Genomic DNA, 14,778 nt, shown 5'->3' on the forward strand with positions numbered 1-14,778 from the left:
AGCTGCCGTTTCGAGGGGTGGATGGAAAGTAGTTTTGGGAAGAAAATATTATCTGGCAGTCTTTGGATCTTGCTATTTCGCTGGATGTCGCGCTTGCTGGGAGTGGTGTCGGTCATCATTCTGGCTAGGGTGTTATTGCCTGAAGATTATGGGTTAATCGCCAAGGCACTGATTTTATCCAGTTTCCTCGAGATGGTGACAGAGTTTGGCTTTTTCACCGCACTGGTTAGAAACAAAAAGGCTACGCCACAAGACTATAATACGGTCTGGACGCTTTGCATCATCAGAGGCGTATTTCTCTTTACTGTCATTATGCTAACCGCAGGTTTGATGGCAGACTTTTTCAACGACGAGCGAATTTATCCCATCATTCTGGTTTATGGAGTAATAGCGCTGCTTTATGGTTTCCTAAACGTTGGTGTCGTTGATTTCCATAAGAAAATGAACTTCAACATGGAGTTCAAGCTTAATATCCTGTCCAGATTAGCTGAGTTTTTTACCACCCTTTTTGTGGCCTTGGTTTATAAAACTTACTGGGCGTTTCCGTTAGGTAGTCTGGTTGGTATGCTGGTGAAGCTGGTGACCAGTTATATTGTTTCAAACTACCGCCCCCGTTTCAGTCTCGCGTCACTGGATAAGATTTTTAGCTTTTCGAAATGGTTCTTTGTGTACGAAGCGATGTCGGCGTTATCCGCGAAAATAGATGTCATTTTGCTGAGTAAGTTTTCTTCCACTGAAACACTGGGTTTATATACGATTTCGAAAGAAATCTCAGGTATGCCGTCAACAGAAATTGCTATGCCGGTTGCCAGAGCCGCCTTACCAGCACTGGCAGAGTTAGTCGACGATAAACCTGGGTTTCAAAAGCTTAATGTTCAGATCCTGAGTTCTGTGCTGGCGTTGGCACTACCGGCGGTGATCGGGATCTGCCTGATTGCAGACTATGTCGTGCTGTTGTTACTGGGGCCAAACTGGCTTGGAGCGGTGGTGTTTTTGCAAATATTGGCCTTTGTCGGGATCAGCAGAGTGAGTGTTGCCTGTGCCATTTCAGCTGTTACCGCAATCGGCCGTGCAGACCTGCTGGGACGTTATTCCTTTGCGATGTTCTTTGTTCGGGCGGCCTTTATGGCGGCAGGGATCCTGATAGGGGAAGCGGTAGGGCTGGCTTGGGGCGTTTTAGCGGCAAGCCTGACGGGGATGGTTTTGATGCAATACATTCAATCGTCACTGGGTATTATGTCAGTAAAAAGTTTATTTTTGGCGAGCTGGCGGGTGGTGCTGGCGGCCTTGCTTATGGCCGCCGTGTTAGGCGCCGCGATGTTTTCACCTCTGGTGAGCGATACCGGTTTAGGCGGTTGGATGGCATTACCTTTGACCGCACTGGGTATACTGGTTTATGGCTTGAGTCTTTTGCTATTGTGTAAACTTTCAAATTGGCCTGATGGCCCGGAAACTTACCTGCTAACCTTACTAAAAGGTAAGAAGAAGCTATGACCAAAATTGCTTTCGTTGGTGACCTCTGTTTATCTGGTGTTAAATCTCTTTCTTATGAGCAGGCTCAGCAGCATTTTGCAGCTATTGCAGCGATGTTCGAACCTTATGAGCTGGCGATAGGGAATTTAGAGTGTATTTTGTCAAAAACTGCCTTCCCCGGGGTGAAAATGAATATCCCGATCAGCCAGTGTCCACCGCTGAGTTCTCTCGGTTTAGATATTTATTGCATGGCAAATAATCATATAAAAGATTGCGGTGCTGAGCCCATTATCGAGATGCAGCAATTTATCAGCGACGCCGGAGCTCACTATGTCGGCGCCGGTAAAGATAAAAAGCAAGCGTATACGCCTTTGGTGTTGCGGGTTAGGGATATTACCTTCGGCATCTTAAATGTAACGGATGCCAGCCACTATGCGGCCACAGACAACGAAGCAGGCGTCGCCGCCCTGGATGAAAAACAGTTGCAGCAGGCGGTAATGCAGCTGGCCGAACAGGTGGATGCGGTAATTTTGGTTATCCATTCCGATTTGGAGTTTAGCAACTATCCATCGTTATGGCGGGTCAATTTGTCACGAAAATTGGCAAAATACTGTGCCATGATAGTGCATCATCATTCCCATACGTTGCAAGGATATGAGGTGGTTGAAGGATGCGTCATAGCCTACTCTTTGGGGAATTTTATTTTCCCGGTTAAAGAGTCTCAATATATGCAGAATAAGCCGGGTAATATTGACGAAGGCATGCTAATGGTAGCTTCCTTTGTGAAACAGGGAACAACAGTGACGGCTAGTATAGACAGTTTACAACCGACCAGAATTGGCCAGTTCGGATTTCTGCGGGCCGTGTCGGATGAGGAATGCCAAAAGACACTGGCGGATATCGAAAAGTACTCACTCGCTTTAAATGACAAAGCATTCTTAAGGACCCACCACTGGCGTCTCTGTTATGCCGAGTTCAAACGTTTTCTTAAAGGTATTTACTACACTTACTGTCGGGATGGCTTTAAAGCGTCTCTGCGGTATATCAGTTTGCATTTCAAAACTGACCAACATTTAAACTGGTTCAGAAGTTTAATAACTTTGGGCTATAAATAAGCGATAGATTAATTCTGATATTTATAAAGGACAAAACCATGATGAAGGTTGCGATAGTCACTGGCGGAACCCGTGGCATAGGGCGGGCTATAGCGGAAGCCCTGCATGCTGAAGGCTATAAGGTTGCAGCGGTGTATGCCAGTAACCAGGCTGCCGCCGAAGCCTTTCAGCAGCAAACCGGTATCCCTGTTTATCAGTGGGATGTCAGCGATTTTGCTGCCTGCCAGCAAGGTATTGCCAGGGTGGAAGCTGAGCTTGGTCCTGTTGACGTGCTGGTTAATAACGCCGGGATCACCCGCGATGTGATGCTACATAAAATGACGCTGGAGCAGTGGCAAGCGGTGATCAATACCAATTTAAGTTCGCTGTTTAATATGTGCCGCCCCGTTATCGAGGGGATGCGTGAGCGCGGTTTTGGCCGGATCATTAATATCTCATCGGTGAATGGTCAGAAAGGACAAGCCGGGCAAACAAATTACAGTGCAGCTAAAGCGGGAGAGCTGGGGTTTACCAAGGCGCTGGCAATGGAGAATGCCCGCAAGGGGATCACCGTTAATGCGATATGTCCGGGTTATATTGAAACGGATATGGTTAAGGCGATGCCGGCGGAAATCGTGAATGAGCGGATCTTACCGCAAATCCTAAGTGGCCGCCTGGGGCAGCCCGAAGAGATCGCACGCTGCGCACTTTTTCTTGCCTCTGAGCAAGCCGGGTACATCACTGGAGCGACCTTGTCAGTCAATGGTGGCCAATATATGGTTTAAGTAGGTATAACCAGACGCATACAGAGCGGCTCAGGCCGCTTTTTTAGTATTTCATTTCTGTAATCAAACCGTAACCTAACGACAGTAAGCTCAGCTCAAACTGGGTTTGGTCGCTGCAATATGCTGCCGTGGGGAACAGCACGCTTTAGCCCAGATCCAGACATTAACGCGGAGTGAAACAATGTCGATATCTGCAGCTATGCAGCTGGGTGCCCTGCGAGACTTTTTAATTCGTTTACGTTGTCATGACGGTCCGGTGCTGTTGGAAGGAGATAGCGCGGGCTTTATTGGCTACCGGCTTGGTAGCGGCGATGACGGTGCTTTTGTCGAGTGGGCACTAAAAGACGGTAGTTTCACGCTAAGTACCGACCGCCTTGGTCTCTTCCCGTTATATTATCTGCAAGATGGCGCTGAACTGCTGATTAGTAATTCGGTGACATTGATACAGCAACATTGCAAATTAAGCCTGGATCAGCAGGCGATCGCTATCTTCTTACGGCTGGGTTTTTATCTGGGTAGCGACACGGCCTTTAAGGGCGTGTTAAGGCCGCAGGGGCAACTCAAATTACTGGTTAATGCGGCAGAGCAGCGGCTTACGGTAACCAAGCCGAGCTTTGAACCCTCTCTTCATCAGCATACACCGGCGCGGTACCATGAACTCTTTAGCCAGGCGTTGGCACAGCTTAAATCGGTATCACTGCCACTTTATGTCCCGGTGACAGGAGGCAAAGACTCGCGGCATATTCTGTTGACTACCCGGCAGTTAGAGCTGGAGCTGGCCAGCTGTTATACCGTCAGAGTTCTGTCGCCGCATAGCAATCAGGATGTCAGTATTGCCCGTGCGCTCTGTCAGCAGCTGGGGATACCACATCAGACACTGGATTCAGAGCAGCAGTTGGTGCAGGCCGAGCGGGACAAAAATACCCGGACAAATTTTGAAACCTATGATCATTTCTGGATCAATCCGGCCGGGCAGTATCTGGCCAGTCAGGCGCCAGGCCTGGTGTTAGACGGCTTTGGTGGTGATGTACTGGGGCAGTCTAAAATTGTGACGGCACAGATGTATCAATTGTATCAGGCATGTAACTGGTCAGCATTATTGCAACAAATCGCGCCCGCTAATGCTTACTATCAGGCATATTTTGCAGCCAAACCCGAGTGGTTGCCGAACGAACGCCAGCTACTGCAGCGGCTACAGCATGAAATGGAAAAATACGCCGCTGATGTCAATCCGGTGAAAAGCTTTTATTTCTGGAACCGCAGCCGCCGAGCTATCGCAATTAGCAGTTTCCGCTTCCTGAACGGCCACAGTCTGCCTTTTTTACCCTTTATGCAATCGCAAGTGTTTGAGTTTCTGATGACCTTACCAAATGACTTGTACTATTCCGGGCAATTCCACAGCCAATGTATCGCCCAGGCTTTTCCAGAGTTTACAGCAGTGCCTTTTGCGACTGGTGAAGAGAGTGGGGATATTCTGAATCTGCCGACTAAATTCAATAATTATCAGCGCTTGCTGGGCGAGATCCTGCAGGCGGATTTTATTACAGTGGCGATGCGTCCGCGGGCGCTGCTATCTTGTTTACGTTCGCATCTTAGCAAAGATCGGGCTATCGATTTTTTCTATTTTTTCCGGCCAATGATCTACCTGAATCAGCTGCAACAAATGACTAGTCACCCCAAGCCGCAACGGTTACGCCGCCATTCAACGTCGGGCGCAGTTGCAAAGCCACCGCTGAGTGCTGAGGCTTAGTTCAAGGCGAGTTGGCCGCTTTTTGCGCTAACTCCGCTTCAGGGGTATAAACGGTAATACCACGCTCAGCCAGCCACTGCAGATGTGTCAGAAAGCCTGTCGCTGGGAGCAACCAGCTTTGGCTGTCTCCAACCTGAGCCTGCTGCAATAGACCGGCTTGCTGCAGACTCTGCCTGAAAAATTCCCGCAAATCTGCTCTGGAAGGATGATCGATCCGCTGCTGTGTCAGATCAGGCTTGTAGGATTTAACCGGCACCTGCCAGATATTGTTATCCTGATCGATACAGGGTAAACGGTACTCCTGATGCCAGACGTTGAGCGGAAAAGCTTCGCCAAGCTGATCTTCAAGCAGGTGGTAAAAGGTAACAGGCCCCATACTGATGCCAAGGCCTAATACCTTGGCTTGTGGCAAGGCGGTAAAACGTTGCCAGGGAGAACCCTCCCCGAAGACCGAAGGGGCCTGATGATGGCCATTGGTCAGATAGTCTGCCTGAGCCCCCCAAACCGCCACCGAATGAGTTGGATGCAGACTGCGTTTTACGCCCGGCAGTTGCAGAAAGGTCTCCGGCAACCGTCCCATATGAGTGCCATGGATCCTCGGATCGAACTGATAATCTGTCAGTTGACAAGTGGCTTCAATGGTGCCCCCGGGCAGGTAGTAGGCCGGTAGCAGGATATTGCCCTGTTCACCAACCAGCTGCTGCAGTACCTTAATCACAGTAGCCGGGCCGCCAACCACATAACCCAGACTTTTTAGTGAGGAGTGTAAAAACAGGGTATCGCCCTGTTGCACGCCCAGTTGCTGCAAGTCATGTTGTAGTTGTTCAGCACTGATATGGTTGGCCTGCTGCTTAAGCTTATCAGCAGCCCTTTTGCGTTGCAGTCGTTGCAGAATACGTTTTAGTTGCTGTTTTAGCGAGTTTAGCATCGTGCTTCCTTGTATCGGTAATAGGTTTAGCTGTCACAGTTCAGGTTATAGCATGCCAGATGGCGCTGGCTACAGTTTAGTGTGGTAAAGAGTAACTGCCTGGCCGGCACAGTACCTGCGGGCAAGTACAGCATGCCATAGCGGCTGACTGTTTGCATCTGACTGTCCCGGTAATCCAGAGCCAGTAGTTGTTGCCAGCGGCCATCAGGGCTGCGATACCAAAGTGCAGCCTGCTCTGGAGTGTCCTGTAACCTGCCGGGTTCATAGGTGGTTGCCATAAAAGCGCCGCCATCTGCACACTGAACTGCCGCATAGGCCGGGTTACCGATAGTTGCTACCTGTACTCTTTGCTGGCTGGCAAACTCGTAGCGATAGATATGATTGATCGCACTGGCCGGGGCATCTTTACCGGCATCCATCCCCCATTCAATCGCATCGGGAAAGAACAGCAGGCTGATAGCGCGCCAGCTCTGATCACCGCCGGCAAATTTATGCACGCTTTGAAATTCGTCGTCGGTGTAGTAAAGGGCAGATTCATGGTCCGCATCACCAGTCGTGATCCAAAGCCGGTTGCGGTAAGGATCATAGCTGATGGCATGGATATGTTTGATGTCTGAGCGTGGGAAAGCCCAGCACACCGTAGCGACATTTTGCTGGCTATCAATTCGAAGCACCCGGATATCGGACTGATAGTTGTTCAGATATTCACCAAAGTACACCATATCTGAGCCAGGATGCAGCGCCATACCACCGCGTAAGGGGCCGGCAAAGCTAGTCAGACCTTGCAGTTGGCAGACACTGGTATCTCCTGACTGTGCGGAATGAATATAAATCTGGTCATAAACTATAACTATATCTTGTCTACCCGTCGCAAGCAGATGTTCAATACCTAACTGTGGTTTTAACCATTGTCTCAAACGGCTTCGTGCCAGACGATATTTTAAGTTTGCCAGTAAGCCATTATTTTTGGCTGGTAAGGTGAAACATTGCTGGAGCCGCTTACTCTGGTTCTGCAGCAGAAAAACACTATGATCACGGCTACACAGATAACCCTGGGGCGTGACACAGTGCACAATTAAATTTTTGTAAAGCAATTCCATTTTTTCAAGGCTCCGTAACAGTGTTGATATCGCCGCGTATCTACCTTAAAGATTGAACGAAGGTCGTCGGTAATGCATAATCAACACGTAAAAATTGTAAACCACGGTTAACTAAGCGTACATCCATTACTCTTTATAATGACGGTAAGGCTGTTCCTTTACTCAACACTGTTGACTCGTTGTCAGAGGTGCAGGGTATCTTGATCATAGAGCAAAAGGACTTGGTATTGAAGCAGGCGAAAGTATTAAAACTCAGTCAATATAAGGATGTGTATCAGATCCCCGGAGAGAACGGTAAGCCTTTTATTTTAAAGCGCTTTAAAGGCTGGGCGAAAATCCATTGTTATAACAATGCGAGCTACACGCTGCATGCTCTTACGTTATTATCCGGGACTCTTAGCTCGGCAACAGTTCCGACCTGGGCCGAACTGGGTGAAGATGATGTGTCCGTCAGAATGGAGTTTCTACCGGGCCTTGCTACCGGTCGTCCTGTTTTCCCGGCGGATTATCAGTTTTATCACCGGTTTTTTAGCGAGCTGTATCAGTTACCGTCAATTCCGGAGTGGGTTAAAAATATCCGTTCATCACAGGTTATACCAGCGCAGATCTTAAGTCGCATTCCTGACACGCAGCCGATGGCTTTGGGTTTTAAAGGCGATGCCTGGCAGAACCTGCTGTTGCAGGAACAACATTTGGTCCTGGCTGATGTCGAAGACCTTTGCCTGGAGCCGCTTGGATTGAGCGAGTTTGTGGCTATTTTAGATATGACGACAGCCGCTACCAGCGGCAATTTCAGGGCCTTGAGTGGATTATTTGCGCTGCAGCAGATAAAGCCTGCTTTCGCTAATCAACTGACCATTGCCCAAGCGACGCTGGTGATTGAAATGGCGCGGCAGATCTGGGAAACCAGACTCGTACACTGCGGTAGTATAAGAAAATGGTTTAAAGTGAAAATTGCTGATTGGCTAGTCGTCAAATTGCTTGCAAAGTTGCGCTCTGGAGCCTGGCAATGATACTCGCCTATCCTTTTTTACAATTCTTCCGCCAGCTACACCAGCGGCTTTCCGGGAACCGCCTGACCATTCTGACCTACCATCGTGTGGCACCTGAAGGGCAGGTTACGTTTCAGCCCGCTCTGACCACAGAGCAGTTTGAGCAGCAGCTAATCTGGATCAAGCGTTATTATACGGTGCTCACGCTGGCTCAGGCGGGGCAACTGGCAGCGCAGGGGACTTTGCCGGCCAATGCTGCGGTGATTACTATTGATGACGGTTACAGTGATTGCTACGAGCATATCTATCCGTTACTGCTAAAACATAACCTGACAGCGAGTTTTTTTATTACTACTGCTGGTTTAGCGGAAGGGCAGCTGTGGGAAGAAAGTATTGCTCAGGCGGTGATTGATGCTCCATTAGCCCGCAGTGAGTTGGTGTTTCGCAACCAGAGGTATCCGCTGCAAACCTATCAGCAGCGCTTGTACTGTAGTCAGCAGGTTATTGAAACTCTGAAATATTTGCCACTTGCTGAGCGACAAACCGAGCTTAAGCAGTTATGGCAGTTAGCCGGTGCCCCCTCAGCGGCCCAGCAGTTTCTGACCCAGGCGCAGATCCGGGAAATGGCTTTACAGGGTATGGAGTTTGGTGCGCATACAGTAAATCATCCGATCCTGGCGTTGGAGCAGGACGATGTTGCCTTGGCTGAAATCGTGCAGAGTAAGCAGCAACTGGAGGCTATCCTGCAGCAGCAGGTGGTTAGCTTCGCTTACCCTAATGGCCAGTATGGCCGTGATTTTTCAGACCGTCATCAGGCAATGGTGGTGGCAGCGGGCTTTCACTATGCGGTATCAACAAATGCCGGCAGCAACAGTGACCTTAAACAGCAGGCGCATCGTTTGTGCCGGATCTCGCCATGGCCAACGTCAGAAGGCCGGTTTCTCTATAGTTTATTAAATGGCAGTGGAAAACATTATGATGCCAGCTGAAACACGCAAAACCTTGCTGATGGTGGCGCTGGATTATCCTCCTTGTCAGAGCGCCGGCGTGCAGCGCACCTATAAGTTTGCCCAGTACCTGCAGAGCTATGGTTGGGATGTGGTGGTATTAACGGTTAAAGAGCAGGTTTACGAACGCTGTGATCATTCTGCCGGCACGCCTGAGGTATTGCATGTTGAACGCTGCGCCGCTATTGATGCCGCCCGTGATCTGGCCTGGCGCGGCAAGTACCTCGGTTTTAGTTGTGTGCCCGATCGCTGGTGGAGCTGGGCATTAACTGCGATCCCAGCCGGTAAAAAACTGATTGCCCGTTTTAAACCCGATGTTATTTGGAGCACCTACCCGGTATCGACCGCACATTTTATTGCCTACCGGTTACAGCAAAGCAGTGGTTTACCCTGGATAGCTGATTATCGGGATCCGCTGCAGTGTCGTTATGACCCCAGTGCCCGGCGCTACAGCGGCCTGGCGAAATGGATTGAAAAACAAACGATTAAACACTGTAGCCTGGCGGTATTTACCACAGACAATGCTGCCAAGTTATATCAACGCTTATATCCACAACAGCTACTGCGCAAGTTCCGGGTGATTGAAAACGGTTTTGATGAGGAGAATTTCCGGCAGTTAGCAGCGGGTGAACCGGTTAGCGCTGAGCGGTTCCGGTTATTACATAGTGGTGCCTTGTATGGCGATGGCCGGGATCCAACACCGATTTTCAGAGCATTATCGCTGTTAAAACAGCAAGGTAAGATAAATGCTCAAAACTTTGTGCTGAGTTTCCGTGGTTGTCAGGCACAGCCGGGGATTATGGCTCTGCTGTCAGAGCTGGCGATTACCGAGCTGGTTGAGTTTTTACCAGGCGTGAGTTATCTCGATTCGTTAACAGAAATGCTCAGTGCGGATGCGCTATTGTTGTTACAGGGGCCTTTGTTTAACAATCAGATCCCGAGTAAGTTATACGACTATATCCGTGCTGGCCGCCCGATCCTGGCGATGACGCCCGCACAAAGCGCCACGGCCCGGGCGCTGGCTGCTTATCCGCAGCAATACTGTGCCATGATAGCGGATGAGCTTGCTGCTGCGCTGGCGAGCTTGCTGGATGAAAGAACTCCGGCTGCGCTGGTCACTCCGGCTCAGGCTGCGGAGTATTCGCGCTATTCCCGCACGGCAGAGTTAGCTGCCTTACTTGCTGAGGTCTGCGCTGCAAGTACCTCTGTCACCCTGTCTGAAAGCGGACAGGGTGTGGCCTAGCAAGGAGACAATGGTGTTGAAACGTCTTGGGTACTGGTTGCTGTTACCGCTGTTGCTGGTGGCGTTACTGTTTTACAGCCTAACCATTAAGGGCAGTGTACAACCCCGGAAGATCAGTAGTCAGGATGTGCGGGAATCTCACCAGTTATTGAAAAGTAGCTGGCAACGCCTGGTGGCAGATGATCAAACCCAGGTGTTGGCGTTAGACGAAAAACATCTGGATGCACTGCTTAACGTTGCCACGCAAAGCCTGCGTCCTATTACCTTTCACGGTAGTTTGACTGACTTTGGCTTAGTGATCCATGGCGCCCGTAGTTTGCCGGCACCTTTCTCCGAACGGATCTTCTATTTTTCCTGCGTGCTGGCGGAGCAGCCCGCCGGTTTTGCGATTGAGTCCTGCAAACTGGGTAAATTGCCGTTATCGGGGCGCTTAATGATGCAGCTAATGCGGTTCTCCTTGTGGGCCTTTATCCAGGCACCGGAGGACAAACTGATCTATGAACTGTTTCAAAGCGGCCGGGTACAGCAGCAGACGCTCAGTTTCCATAAACAACAGGCGATGCGTATCCGTCCCGAACTCGCCGCTGTGGTGTCGGGCGGGATTAATCTGGGAGTGGGTACGTTACAGGGTAGGGGCGCACCTTTGCCGCTGGAGCCCTATTTTGAAGTATTAACTGAGCTGGCAAAAGCGCATCCCGAGCAACGTCAATTGGCGTTTTATCTGCAACAGATGCTGCGTGAAGCCATGCACAGAGGCGGAGATAGTTTTGAGCGCGAAGCATCAACCGCGCTGTGGGCCCTTGCCATTAGTGCCGCAGATCGACGTTTTCTGCGTTTTACTAACGGTACGGTTAGTGCGGAGCAGATCCCGGAATTACCGCCATTGCTGCTGAGTGGGCGTCGCGATCTGGCATTGCACTTTCTCTACTCCGCTGTGATTAAAATGGTTGGTAATCAGCAATTGGCCATACAAATTGGCGCCCTAAAAGAGTTATCGGATGCCGGCTCGGGGGGCAGCGGTTTTAGCTTTGTGGATATGGCCGCCAACAAAGCTGGCATTTGGATGGTGCAGCAGCTTGGTAATATTGACCGGAAACAGGTTTTTACACTGGATACGGATGACTTTGAGGCCGCGTTTATGCCGATCTGGCATGACTTGCCAGAGGGGCTATCCGAGCGGCAGTTAAATCAAGCGCTTGGCGGGCCTGACGGCCCCGGGGCCCAGGCCTTATTAACCCGCATTGAAGAACGGTTAGCCGCGTTATCTTTGTATCGTGCTGATGCTAAGCCGGTTGCACGGTTCACAAACAGCGACATTGAAAGGTTACCGCCGCCAAAGCTGACACTGATCGCAGATTTGCATTTACACAGCCGTTTCTCAGACGGTTCCCGCGATATAGATTGGCTGGCACAGCAAGGTCGGCAGTTTGGTTGTGATGTGATCGCCCTTACCGATCATACCGATTTAAGTAACAAGCGATTTAATGAGCAGGCATATCTGGATGCCATTCGCAGTGCGCGGCAAAAATACGCCCCGCTTAGGGTACTAAGCGGCCTGGAATGGAATATTCCGCCGTTGGGGGGGCGGGAACACGTATCGGTATTGTTGCCACAGCTGACGGAAAACGCTGAATTGCTGAAGATCTTCCGCCAGCGATACGATAATGAGCGTAATCTCAGTGGTGAAGATGCATTGCAGGCTATGGCTTGGTTAGAGCAGAATTTCCCCGGTGTGTTGTTGTTCTATAATCATCCGAGCCGCAAGGACTTCTCGGCCAAAGAAAATCTTTGGGATGTCAAACTCTGGCGGCAACAGCAACAGCTGTTGGTCGGTTTTGAAGGCGGGCCAGGGCACCAAAGAGCCGGCGCCTCCTATAATTGGTTGTATCGTACGGTACACGGCTGGGATCCCGCAGTTGCAGTTGTCGGAGGACAATGGGATCGTCTGCTGCAACAGGGCGAACGTTTTTGGGGCGCCAGTTCGAATTCAGATTACCATACAGAAAAACTCGACTACCGGCCATGTCAGTTCTCTCGTACCCACTTACTTGTTAGCGATAATTCAGAGCAGAGTATTTTTCAGGCACTGCGCCAAGGCCGCTTTTATGGCTCTCAGGGCAACTTTATCCGTGAACTGGATTTCAGACTGCAACTACCTGATGCGCAGACGCTATATAGCGGCGATGACGCCAGCGTCGCAGCGCGGCAAGCTTATCAGGTTAAAATTGACCTGAGTTTGCATGAGCGCGACTTTTCAGGTCATCCGGCCTGGCTGGATAAGTTAGAGCTGATCCTGATCACGCCGGATGCGATCAGAACCGTACCGCTCTATCCAGAGCGCAGTGGTCAGCAGTATCAGGTAAGCTGGCAGGGGCAGTTGGACGGTGACTTCGTTGTTGTGCGCGCCCGCGGTGCCATGCAAACTGCCGAAGGTCAGTGGCATTATTTTTATACTAATCCGATCAGGCTGCTGCGTAGCCGTTAGCCGGATGACTTTGGAATTTCAGAACATGGATATTATGATCGTTGCACACCGGGTGCCTTATCCGGCAGATAAGGGGGAAAAAATCCGCACCTTCCATCAGCTTAAGTATCTGGTGGAGCAGGGCTTTCAGCTAACTGTTTTTGCCCCTGTCGAGCGGCCGCAAGAGTTGGAATACGCCAGCCAACTGGCGAAAGAGCTGTCAATTAAGGTTATCACCGCTCCGTTACCCGCTGCCTGGTGGCGCAAACTGAAGGCGCTGTGTTGCAACAGAGCGATGTCAGAAATGCATTTTTATAGTCAGGCGTTGCAACAGCAACTCAGTATCGCTGTGCAGGCGTCGGCACCACGGGCGATCCTGGCTACCAGCTCGGCAATGGCACCTTATATTAGCAAAGCAGTCAGCCAGTTGGGGTCAGCCAAGCGTCCACTGTTGTTGATGGATTTTATGGACCTGGATTCTGACAAATGGCGACAATACAGTGTGACGGCCAGTTGGCCGATGCGTTGGGTATACCGGCGCGAAGCTAAATTGGTGGCACAGCTGGAGCAACAGATTTACCGCAATTTTGATCACAGCTTCTTTATCTCAGCCAATGAGGTTGAACTCTTTGGCCAGCAACTGAGCGATACTACTAAGGTCAGTGTGCTGGCAAATGGCCTGGATACGCAGGCATTTTATCCGGCAGAGCCAAAAGCCGCTGATCAGGTCGCAGCAGCGCCGGTGTTTCTGTTTACCGGCGTGATGGACTATCTGCCGAATGAAGATGCCGTGCTCTGGTTTGTAGAGGCCATGTGGCCTTTGATACGGCAGCGTTATCCGCAGGCAAAGTTTTATATTGCCGGTATGCAGCCGAGTAAACGCATTCAGCAACTGGAAAAGCAGCCGGGGGTCATTGTTACCGGCTATGTCGATGCTATCCTGCCGTACTATCAACAAGCTGATATTTTTGTCGGGCCTTTTCGGCTGGCGCGCGGGGTACAGAACAAGATCCTGCAGGCCATGGCGTGTGGTCTGCCCATTGTTACAACGCCATTGGGCGCTGAAGGCATCGCCTGCCGGGCTGAGCAACACCTGTTATTGGCGGCGACTGAATCGGAGTTTGTTGCAGCTATTTTCCGCCTGTTGGAAGATCAGGTGCTACGGCTGACATTGCGGCAGCAGGCAGTTGCTTTGATCAGCGATCACTATAGCTGGGATGGCGTGTTGCAGCCGTTAAGCACGTTGTTAAAAGAACCGGGAGAGGCGCAATGAAAAGCCTGTTAAAACAGCTGCTGTTATGGCTGATGACCCTGCTGCTACTGCCTTTTTTGCTGGTCTATTGGTTATTAAAACCTTTTTGTCACCGTGATGCATTGTTTGCCGGCTTTTCACAGCTATTGTCGTTGGTGCCCGGGCTGACGGGCAGTTATCTGAGGGTAGCGGCATATCGCCTGCTAATGCAGCATTGTGGTCAAGACTGCTATATCGGGTTTGGAGTGCTGTTTTCGCAGCAGGGCACCGAGCTTGGTGATGGGGTTTATCTGGGGCCACAGTGTAATATCGGCTTGTGTCAAATCGGCGCTGATACCCTGTTAGGCAGCGGCGTACATATACTAAGTGGCAAAAACCAGCACCAGTTCGCTGATCCTACTCTGCCTTTTAAAGAGCAGGGCGGGGTGTTTGAAAAAGTCAGCATTGGCGCTAACTGCTGGATAGGTAACGGCGCCATTGTGATGGCATCGATTGGTGAGGGCTGCATTGTCGGCGCCGGCGCCGTGGTCACTCAGCCTCTGCCGCCCGGTGTGATTGCCGCGGGTAATCCGGCCAAAGTATTAAGAGCAGTCTATCCGGACGCTTGATAGTACGACACTTTACTTGTTGCCAGTGCTACAGCTGGTTATAATCCTGTCACTTTGTTACCGCACTGTGATTTAGTCAGGG

Annotated in this window: 12 protein-coding genes; 10 read left to right on the forward strand and 2 right to left on the reverse strand. The window is 50.5% G+C overall.

Features of this window, described 5'->3' with window-relative positions; translation table 11 throughout:
- Nucleotides 1-21 precede the first annotated feature (21 nt).
- From H1D31_RS06225 to H1D31_RS06240, 4 genes are all read left to right on the forward strand, one after another.
- Nucleotides 22-1,494: a lipopolysaccharide biosynthesis protein gene (locus H1D31_RS06225; protein ID WP_261256996.1), complete on the forward strand. Its 1,473-nt coding sequence runs from the start codon at nt 22-24 to the stop codon at nt 1,492-1,494.
- Entirely contained in the window at nt 1,491-2,588 is a 1,098-nt protein-coding gene (locus tag H1D31_RS06230; protein WP_261256999.1) for a CapA family protein, read from the forward strand. The genes H1D31_RS06225 and H1D31_RS06230 overlap by 4 nt, the downstream gene beginning before the upstream one ends.
- Before the next feature lie 38 nt (nt 2,589-2,626).
- Complete coding sequence (phbB, locus tag H1D31_RS06235) at nt 2,627-3,352, forward strand: acetoacetyl-CoA reductase (RefSeq protein WP_261257001.1); 726 nt, start codon at nt 2,627-2,629, stop codon at nt 3,350-3,352.
- Nucleotides 3,353-3,533: 181 nt separating this feature from the next.
- Nucleotides 3,534-5,102 (forward strand): hypothetical protein, encoded by a 1,569-nt coding sequence (locus tag H1D31_RS06240; RefSeq protein WP_261257003.1) that lies wholly within the window; start codon nt 3,534-3,536, stop codon nt 5,100-5,102.
- 1 nt (nt 5,103) lies between these two features.
- On the opposite strand, the gene H1D31_RS06245 is transcribed toward H1D31_RS06240, so the two are convergent.
- Nucleotides 5,104-6,030 (reverse strand): AAC(3) family N-acetyltransferase, encoded by a 927-nt coding sequence (locus H1D31_RS06245; protein WP_261257005.1) that lies wholly within the window; start codon nt 6,028-6,030, stop codon nt 5,104-5,106.
- Nucleotides 6,031-6,056: 26 nt separating this feature from the next.
- Nucleotides 6,057-7,130, reverse strand: a complete 1,074-nt coding sequence (locus H1D31_RS06250; protein ID WP_261257007.1) for a hypothetical protein — start codon at nt 7,128-7,130, stop codon at nt 6,057-6,059.
- Between the two features lie 227 nt (nt 7,131-7,357).
- Between H1D31_RS06250 and H1D31_RS06255 the strand changes: the two genes are divergently transcribed.
- The 6 genes from H1D31_RS06255 to H1D31_RS06280 are packed head-to-tail and all read left to right on the forward strand — an operon-like array spanning nt 7,358 to nt 14,696.
- Nucleotides 7,358-8,143 carry a hypothetical protein gene (locus H1D31_RS06255; protein WP_261257009.1) on the forward strand — a complete coding sequence of 262 codons (786 nt, stop codon included), beginning with the start codon at nt 7,358-7,360 and terminating at the stop codon, nt 8,141-8,143.
- On the forward strand, nt 8,140-9,111 hold the full coding sequence (locus H1D31_RS06260; protein ID WP_261257011.1) for a polysaccharide deacetylase family protein: 972 nt from the start codon (nt 8,140-8,142) through the stop codon (nt 9,109-9,111). Before H1D31_RS06255 ends, H1D31_RS06260 begins: the two co-directional genes overlap by 4 nt.
- The gene (locus H1D31_RS06265; RefSeq protein WP_261257013.1) at nt 9,098-10,372 is read left to right on the forward strand and encodes a glycosyltransferase; all 1,275 of its coding nucleotides are present in this window, start codon (nt 9,098-9,100) and stop codon (nt 10,370-10,372) included. Before H1D31_RS06260 ends, H1D31_RS06265 begins: the two co-directional genes overlap by 14 nt.
- Nucleotides 10,373-10,382: 10 nt before the next feature.
- On the forward strand, nt 10,383-12,857 hold the full coding sequence (locus H1D31_RS06270; RefSeq protein ID WP_261257015.1) for a CehA/McbA family metallohydrolase: 2,475 nt from the start codon (nt 10,383-10,385) through the stop codon (nt 12,855-12,857).
- A 25-nt stretch (nt 12,858-12,882) separates the two neighbouring features.
- A complete protein-coding gene (locus tag H1D31_RS06275; protein WP_261257017.1) occupies nt 12,883-14,109 on the forward strand; it encodes a TIGR03087 family PEP-CTERM/XrtA system glycosyltransferase in 1,227 nt (408 codons plus the stop codon).
- Nucleotides 14,106-14,696, forward strand: coding sequence for an acyltransferase (locus tag H1D31_RS06280; protein WP_261257019.1), 591 nt, complete (start codon nt 14,106-14,108; stop codon nt 14,694-14,696). The genes H1D31_RS06275 and H1D31_RS06280 overlap by 4 nt, the downstream gene beginning before the upstream one ends.
- The last annotated feature ends 82 nt before the right edge of the window (nt 14,697-14,778 follow it).

The sequence above is a fragment of the Alishewanella sp. BS5-314 genome (assembly GCF_025377695.1).
GTDB classification, from domain to species: Bacteria; Pseudomonadota; Gammaproteobacteria; order Enterobacterales; family Alteromonadaceae; genus Alishewanella; species Alishewanella aestuarii.